General features: G+C 55.1%; 8 protein-coding genes. All 8 read right to left on the reverse strand.

The genetic code is table 11. The features are described from left to right. Nucleotides 1-261 precede the first annotated feature (261 nt). Entirely contained in the window at nt 262-864 is a 603-nt protein-coding gene (locus Q394_RS0118310; protein WP_051543557.1) for a Uma2 family endonuclease, read from the reverse strand. Between the two features lie 108 nt (nt 865-972). Next, nucleotides 973-1,800 (reverse strand): reverse transcriptase domain-containing protein, encoded by an 828-nt coding sequence (locus Q394_RS0118315; RefSeq protein WP_028490526.1) that lies wholly within the window; start codon nt 1,798-1,800, stop codon nt 973-975. Then, a complete protein-coding gene (gene cas1, locus Q394_RS21785; RefSeq protein WP_051543558.1) occupies nt 1,797-2,801 on the reverse strand; it encodes a CRISPR-associated endonuclease Cas1 in 1,005 nt (334 codons plus the stop codon). The genes Q394_RS0118315 and cas1 overlap by 4 nt, the downstream gene beginning before the upstream one ends. A gap of 18 nt (nt 2,802-2,819) precedes the next feature. Beyond that, entirely contained in the window at nt 2,820-3,152 is a 333-nt protein-coding gene (cas2, locus tag Q394_RS21790; protein WP_051543559.1) for a CRISPR-associated endonuclease Cas2, read from the reverse strand. 3 nt (nt 3,153-3,155) lie between these two features. Further along, nucleotides 3,156-3,443 (reverse strand): CRISPR-associated endonuclease Cas2, encoded by a 288-nt coding sequence (gene cas2, locus Q394_RS21130; protein ID WP_051543560.1) that lies wholly within the window; start codon nt 3,441-3,443, stop codon nt 3,156-3,158. A gap of 2 nt (nt 3,444-3,445) precedes the next feature. Further along, a complete protein-coding gene (locus Q394_RS0118335; protein WP_028490527.1) occupies nt 3,446-4,216 on the reverse strand; it encodes a radical SAM protein in 771 nt (256 codons plus the stop codon). Nucleotides 4,217-5,013: 797 nt separating this feature from the next. Continuing rightward, the gene (gene csm6 / locus Q394_RS21795) at nt 5,014-6,132 is read right to left on the reverse strand and encodes a CRISPR-associated ring nuclease Csm6 (protein WP_051543561.1); all 1,119 of its coding nucleotides are present in this window, start codon (nt 6,130-6,132) and stop codon (nt 5,014-5,016) included. A 20-nt stretch (nt 6,133-6,152) separates the two neighbouring features. Then, nucleotides 6,153-7,349 (reverse strand): TIGR02221 family CRISPR-associated protein, encoded by a 1,197-nt coding sequence (csx2, locus tag Q394_RS0118355; RefSeq protein ID WP_028490528.1) that lies wholly within the window; start codon nt 7,347-7,349, stop codon nt 6,153-6,155. Between the last annotated feature and the right edge of the window lie 311 nt (nt 7,350-7,660).

Raw genomic sequence — 7,660 nt, forward strand, 5'->3', positions numbered from 1 at the left:
GGTGGTCTTAATCCCTTTTAAATCAGGGCGGCATTCAAACCCCGCCGTTCGTCGGAAACGCTTTGGTTTCAACAACTTGCGGTGTATGAATTTTGACATCAAATCGGTGTTTCAGAGTTAGCATTTTCAGGCTCGCGGATTGAATACAATTAGACTGAATTTTCAGCAAATGAATCGCAGCAATTTTTTTAAAGGGCAGCAAACAGCCAGTGCTTGCAAGGCACTGATTATATAATAAACTGATTGATGTTGCTAGCATTTTCAGCTCTCTTCGCTGAGCGGTTGGTTGAAGTCAATGCCTTCGTAGATGTCAGCTAGCGTCAGGGTCGCTTCCGGGCAAGGCAGTGTGATGGATTGTTCCAGATCATCAAACCGCGCCACTTCCCAACCCGTTTCTTTATCGCGGTAATACATCGTCACCAGCGGCTGATCTTGCGCCACGATCAAATAAACTTGTAACGATGCCAGCTTTTGATAAGCAATGACCTTCTCAGTGAAATTTTTCCACTCAGTCGCTTTAGAATTTACCTCCACCAACAAACACGGTTTTTCCAAATAATAGGCATTAGCGTCGTCTTGCTCACAACCCACCATGACATTGGGGTAGTAATAGGCATCAGCACGTTGCACTCGGACTTTGACTGTCAACATAGTAACGGCGGGGCAGTCAATTAATTTTCCAGCCAAATCCAAGGCAAGCGCCACATTCAACACGATATGGTTATGCCGCCGTGAATTACCTCGCATAGTAAACAGGTTACCTTTCATGTATTCATGGCGTTCTTCCGTGATTTTCTCACCCTCCAGATATTCCGCCTCGCTGATGTAAGCCGGATTATCGGGTGTTATTTTCACTGCCAGCATGGTATCGCTCCTGTCACTACCTGAGCTTTGATCATAGTGCCAACCCCCACCCCACCGCAAGCCACCTCTTTCCCCTCGCCCCTTGAGGGAGAGGGGTGAGGGGTTTCTTCACCGCCCCGGCAACGCCTCCCCCAGAAAGATCACCTGACGGCTACTGCGCACCACCCGCGTTTTGGTCGGGTGCAATTCCAGCCCCATCTGCGTCAGTTTTTTCCCCGCAAACGCCAAAGCCTTTTCCGCCTTGTCTTGTTCCGTCGCGAACAACAGGAAATCATCCGCAAAACGCACAAACGGAATGTGGCTATCCGCCAGCGCCTGATCGAACTCGTTCATGTACAGGTTGCAGAACAGCGGCGAGAGGATAGACCCTTGGGAAATCCCCCGCGAAGTCCCGAACAGGCTGCTACTTTGCACGCCCTGTTTCAGCCACTTGTCGATCAGGTTGAGGGCATCGCCATCTTTGACGAATGCTTTCAGCTTCTTTTGCAGTGGTGCCAGCGGAATGTTGTCGAAGAACTTGCTGATGTCCGCATCCACCAACCAATCCTGCCCAATGCGGATACGTTCGCGGGTTTTCGCCAGCGCCATCTGCACACTGCGCCCGCGCCGGTAAGCGTAACTGTCGTGGTGGAAAATCGCCTCGGCATTCGGCTCCAGCACAATCAGCAAGGCACGCTGCACCAGCTTGTCCTTCAGGTAAGGCGCGGAAATGACCCGCTGTTTGCCGTCCGGCTTTGGCACGGTAAACTGGCGCACCGGCTCCGGCTGATAACGTCCAGAAAGCACTTCTTCCCGGCATTGGAGCAAATGGCGCATCAGGTTACGTTGCAACTGGTCACGACTCACCGTTACCGACCACGGCGTATGCTCGGTTTTCAGCAGGTTCCACGCCTTGTCCACAATGTCCGGCTGCATCGCCGTTTCCAGAATACTCATGCTGTGTTCTCCTGGTTATCCACGGATTTCAACTGTTCACGCAAGCGCATCACCTGCCCATTGATGATTTCCGACAGGGTGGCATGAGGCCAATCACTGCCCGCATCATCCGCAAACGGGCGCGGGCAATGCTGGCGCAGGTTCGCCCACGTCGCATAAAACACCGGGCGGGCGGCTTTGCTCAAACGGCAGCCCTCGGTGTCGCGGTAGTAAAAACTGTCCTTATCCAGATGGGCGCTATGCAGCAAGCTCAGCACGAAAGCATCGACAATCGCGCGGAAGCTTTCCAGCACATCCAGCGGCAACGATTCGCGCCCCGGATAATCTTGATGCAAAAAACCCAGCGCCGGGTCGAAACCCGCCTGAAGCACCGCATGGCGCACTTCCCCCAACATCAAGGTGTAACCCAGCGACAGCAGCGCATTCACCGGGTCACGCGGCGGCTGGCGGTTACGCCCGGTGAAACCCCACTGCGGCAACGTTTCCGCCAACAGTGCGAACCACGCCGCCGCCACTTGCCCTTCCAACCCGCTCAGGCTATTGATGCTGCTGGCGTTGGGTAACTTGAGCAGCGTTTGCGCCACCTGTTGCTGGAATGCCTGAGTGCGGCTGGCGCTGATGCCATACAGGGTTTGCAAGCGTTGCAAGGGGAGGGTGTAACTGCGCAACTTTTGCTGCACGCAATAAGCTGCGACACTCAGTTGCTTACCCGCCTCGTCAGCACAACGGTGCTGCATCCGCCGTAACGGTAGAGTGGTTGCCAAGCCTGAGCTGATGAAAGCGTGTTGCTGTTTGCCGCGCACATCCACCAACATGGCAGGGACACCGGCATCCGCCAGCGCACGCCACACCGCGCTTTCCACCAGCGGATTGCCGTATACCACCACTTGTTCCAGCATCTGGATCGGGATGGTTTTGGCAGGTTCATCCGGGCGCTCGATGCGTAATGCGCCTGTGGTATAGCGCACCGTGGTTTCCTTGCGGTCAATGACCAGTAGCATGGTAGTTCTCCGTTATGCTTATCCGAACAGTGTTTTCAACAGACGATCCATGACGCCCGGCTCAGGGGCGGCAGAGGTTTTGCTCGCGTACAGCCCTTGCACGGCGTTGCTTTGTTGCCCGGCAGCCCAGATGCTGTGCGGCGAACTCACCGGGTACAGGCGGATGTCATCCTCACGCAAGTGCGCCCGTTCCCGCACGCCCTGCAAGGTTTGGGCAAGATCAGCCGCTGAGCAATGCAGCAGGAACACCGATTTCTGCAAGGGCACGGCGCGTTTTTTCAGGTAGTAATGCACTTTCTGCAAGCGTTTAAGGTCGCGCACGTCATACGCGAGGATGTGCCATTGCTTCATGGTTTAGCCCTCGTACCACAGGGGTGACTGGAAATGATGGTTCTGTTTGACCGCCGTCACCATGCGCGGGGCGCGTTGTTTGTCCATCCACGCCAGCATCAGGCTGTCTTCCTGCGGGTCGATCAAATCCGTCAGTTGCAGGAACAACTCTTCCGCCTCACGTGAAGCCAGTTGGCATTCAAACAGCGAGTATTGGGAAGCCAGCCCCCACGCTTTCAAGCAGCGGTGTACCTGGCGGCGGCGGGCGTCGCCCACGATGTCGTAGGCAATAACGGCGATGTGGCGTTGCATGTTTAACCTTCTTGCAGCATGTTGGTGTGGAAGTTGTCGGCAGTGCCGATCACGGCGCTGTCGAGGGCGCGGCGCACGCCATCCGCGCCGATGAAGAGCGTGTTGTCGTGCTGGTTGTGTGCCGCGCCGCAGCGTTTGTGGAAGACGCGGTGCTTGCCATCTGCGTGCAGCCACTCGCCGTCGGCATGGCGGGTGTAACCGAGGTTTGCCCAGTTGACGGTGCGCAGGTTGGCGGTGCAGGTGTCGTGACCGAACATCTCGATCACTTTGCAGTCGACGCCGAGTTCACGGGTGCGGGCGACGAACGCGGCGGTTTCCTGCACGTCGCGCAGCGGGTGGTTGACGCGCAGTTGCAGCGCCGGGAACTGCTGGGCGTGGCGGATGCTGGTCAGCACGTCATGGATGTCGATGCCCATGCTGGCCTGTTGTGTTGCCGGGTCGAACGAGTCGATGTGCATTTTCAGCTCGTCGAGGTAGGGCAGCGCTGCTTGCAGCAGTTGTGGGTGGCCGACGTGCGAGTCCATCGAGACGTGCGTGCCGGTGGCTTTGCACTGGCGGGCGATGTCGCCCACTTGCTTGTGCAGGGTCGGCTCACCACCGCTGAGGATGATTTCGTCTGGCACGATGCCCGCCGCCGCCAGCTTGCCGAGGATGGCACTGATGGTGCTCAGGCGCAGCAGCGACGCACCTTGTTTGCCTTGGCCTTCGTTGTGGCAGTAGGTGCAGGTCGCGGTGCAGCGACTGGTCAGCAGGAAGCGGATTTTCAATGCCATGCGGAATCACCTCGTTGGTTGTTATGTTATTGGTTGACAAGGTTGGGCAACCCGGTGAGGAGCTGCCCGGTGGTGTTGTGTCAGCGGCGTTTGTTGCGGTGCTTGCGATCGCACTTGTGTGCCGCGACTGCGGTCAGCACGGTGGCAGCGATGGGGAGGATGACCTCTGCGATGATGGGGGCTGCGAGGAAAGGTAACATGTGTTTCTCCTGGGTTTGTTTCGGTTAGCTTGGTTATAAAGCGGCTTTGCAGCCGCCGGGGTGAGTTTGCTCAGTCGTCATCGCAGAGGATGATGGTGACGAGAGCAGTGACGATGGTAAGAATTAGTGGCATGTGTGGCTCCTTGGTTTGTTGTAGGGGGTTCAAGTTTACCGTGTTGTTTGGGATTTCCCTTGGATGGCAAGCTTGTCAGGCTGCCATCTGTCGGGGTGTGTGGTGTGGTCAGCGCCTGATGATGATCTCGATGACTTTCTTGATCAGTTCGCAGGTCGGGTCAGGGGTGCATGGGGGGATCATGGTGTTCTCCTTGGTTTGTTTCAGTGTGTGTAGATTAAGGGATTCGTTGGTTTTTGTTGGGGTTGGCAAGGTTGCTAACTCGCCCCCTTGCTGTGGTGGTTGCGCTTAGCGCAGGATGATGTCCCACCAGTCCGGTGCGTTGTCGCAGGGCAGACGCAGCGGGTTGCGGCGAAGGTCGCTGGGCAGGTGTGTGGCGTGATTGAAGAGGTTGTTCATGTCGCTGTCCTTATCTGTTGTTTCGATGAGGACAGTATGAGTGGCAAGCGGGTTGCCGGTGAGGATTACAAACTTGCCAACGGGAATGCAGCAAACGGCAGATGGATATTTTCCGGGGTCACTGCATTCAGTAACCCATAGGTAATCACACTTGCGTGTTCCCTTGGCTGGATCACGTAATGGCTGGCGGCTTTGTTAAGGGAGTGCTCCAGTGCAGTATTACAATAGTTGATGTGCGGGCGCAGGTAATCCGCCGTCAAACCAGTGCCTTCGATGGCTGTTTCCATTTTGTTGATGCCTTTTTCACCGTGCAACAGGCGGTAAACTGCCAATAGTTCCTGGCTGTACTGATGATTGCCGCCATCATCCTTGCTTTTGTAGTGAATATCGCCCAAACCATCGCGGCGGCGCAGGAGCAGCCAGACATACACCGCCAAACTGGTGGCTTTGAATTTTGGGTGTTCCACCTTGATGTCGTTGGCGTAGAGTTGCTTATTGACTAATGTAACATTGATAGCGGAAAACTGGCGTTGTACTAGTTCCACCGCGCGGTTAAAAGTGTACTGGCCTTCGCTCAGTGCCTTGGCAAAGCCCAGCCCTTCGCGCAGGCGCACAAACGGAATATCAGCCAATATAATGGCAATGTCAGCGTTAGGTGTAGGGTAAAAAAAATCGCGGCGAATGCGGCTTTCATCCACCAACACATGTGACATACGGTCTTGCATCCGCCCGAATAGCGAGATGGCATAACCCAAGTAATAGGTCATGGTTTTGCGCCCACCTGCAATGGAAACGTGCAGGCTGGTACTTTCATCAGCAGTAAGCCTGTGTACTAGGGCGGTAATAAAGTCGGCTGTGGCGGTATTATCTGTTTCCGTTTGAATATCAGGTAGTTCATGCCCGTTGTGCGTGATGACGTGGATGTGATCGTCCGGCAATTGTGGCATGGGAAACTGGTAAGTCATACACAGTTGCGCCAGCGCTCCCTTCTCACCCAACAGGCTTTCCTGCAACTTTTGCTTGCCACTGGCTGTGGTGATGATGTGGATTTCGGTGGGCACATAAGGCGGGTGCTGCTGGCTGAGAGCATACAGCGTTTCGGTAATAATAGCGGGCGAATGCCCCGCCAACGTCAGCAGTACGCGCCGTTCAAAATCTTCCGGGTTGGTTTTCGTAGTGGTCATGTTGATAGCTCTTGTTGTGGTTATTTGCCGAGGGTGCGCCAGTTTTTGATGAAGTCGCCAAGGGTGGAACGTAGCGATTGCTCGCTTTGCAGCACTTTGGCGGATTCTTGCCGCCAGCCTTTGACGCCATGCGCCATGCCGTTGCGGATGTCGCTGAGGCGTGCAAAGCGCCCATCGGCTTTTTGCATGGCTTTGCGGTTGTCTTCGCGTTTGTCGTTGAAGTCGCTTTGTTGTTCGGGCGGCATGGAGGCACTTAAGCAGGCTTCTTGCGTGAAGATGCTGGCGCGGAGGTAGTCGCCTTGGCGGTAGTAGGTATCGGCAAGTGAGGCTTCCCATTCGGCGCGGCTGGTGGGTTTCCACCATGAGAGGCGTTTTTGCAGTTCGTCACCGAACAGGCGCAAGAAGGCTGAACCGCGCCGTTCCAGTGCGGGTTTTAAGCCGCTCAAACAGGCGCGGGCTTTGACGACGTTGGTGGTGCGCTCAAAGAAAGCGGCTTCGCGCAGAGTATTGCATTCGTTTTCGTTCCAGCCTTCTTTGGGGAGCAGCTCGGCAAACGGGGCGTAGTTACCGCTGGCATCATAGGCGGCGAATGCTTGTATCCAGTCCATCGTTTGCAGTAAGCCGCGCAGGTTGAGGACGGGGGTTTTAGCGGCTAGGGTGTTTCTGTCGGTGGTCATTTCGAGTGCGCCGTAATAGAGGGCGCTGACGTGTACTTGTTTGACCCGTTCGAGGTAGTGGGCGGCGACCAAGCCTAGCATGGGCAAGTGACGGAAGCCGTGGGTCACATCCATGACCACTGCTTGTCCGGCGGGAACATGGGTGGCGATGGTGGAGAGGATAGCAATTTGCTCGTCAGTGTCACGGGCATAAGGGATGATTTTCATCTCGACAGGGCAGCCGAGGTGTTGTTCGATCAGTGGCGCGAATTGGAGGAGGGTTGCTTCATCTACTGCGTCTCTTTGTGCCATGTCCATTAGGCGTAAACGGGCATCCTCTTGTTGACCGTCGGTGGCGTGGGCTTCAATGAGCACATCCCACATGCTGCCTGAGGTGCCGAGTAGCAGGATTTTTTCAGGGCGCAGGTGTTCTGCAAGGGCAAAACCAAAGTAGGCTGTTGTGTAGCTTTTGCCATCAATCTGATAGTTGGCGGTGCTGTAGCCTTTGCTGGAGGCGACCGTATTTTTTCCTAAGAAGCTGATCAGGAGCGGCTGTGTCATGTGGGTGTCTCTTCATAAATGGTATTGATGGCGATCAGTATACCAAGAAGAGCAGCATTTGAGCAGTTGGCAAGCTTGTGAAGGGGGGCGTTATATTTGTCTGAACTGTGATTCACAGGATTAGTGTGATGAACTGGATGTGGGTTGCTCTCTTTAATCACACTAATCCTTTAATCATAAAAATCAAAGTTCAGACAATTAAATCAGCTCGGCAATCAGGTGGTGCTTCTTTGTAGGGGCGTATTGCATACGCCCTCTTTGGTTCATTGCCACCCCTCTTAATCCCTTTTAAATCAGGGCGGCATTCAAAC

The sequence above is a fragment of the Thiothrix lacustris DSM 21227 genome (assembly GCF_000621325.1).
GTDB lineage: Bacteria > Pseudomonadota > Gammaproteobacteria > Thiotrichales > Thiotrichaceae > Thiothrix > Thiothrix lacustris.

Coding starts and splice junctions, on each gene's coding strand:
- cas1 (WP_051543558.1), bottom strand. CDS start 2,801: ATGCTACTGGTCATTGACCGCAAGGAAACCACGGTGCGCTATACCACA.
- Q394_RS0118315 (WP_028490526.1), bottom strand. CDS start 1,800: ATGAGTATTCTGGAAACGGCGATGCAGCCGGACATTGTGGACAAGGCG.
- cas2 (WP_051543559.1), bottom strand. CDS start 3,152: ATGAAGCAATGGCACATCCTCGCGTATGACGTGCGCGACCTTAAACGC.
- cas2 (WP_051543560.1), bottom strand. CDS start 3,443: ATGCAACGCCACATCGCCGTTATTGCCTACGACATCGTGGGCGACGCC.
- csx2 (WP_028490528.1), bottom strand. CDS start 7,349: ATGACACAGCCGCTCCTGATCAGCTTCTTAGGAAAAAATACGGTCGCC.
- Q394_RS0118335 (WP_028490527.1), bottom strand. CDS start 4,216: ATGGCATTGAAAATCCGCTTCCTGCTGACCAGTCGCTGCACCGCGACC.
- csm6 (WP_051543561.1), bottom strand. CDS start 6,132: ATGACCACTACGAAAACCAACCCGGAAGATTTTGAACGGCGCGTACTG.
- Q394_RS0118310 (WP_051543557.1), bottom strand. CDS start 864: ATGCTGGCAGTGAAAATAACACCCGATAATCCGGCTTACATCAGCGAG.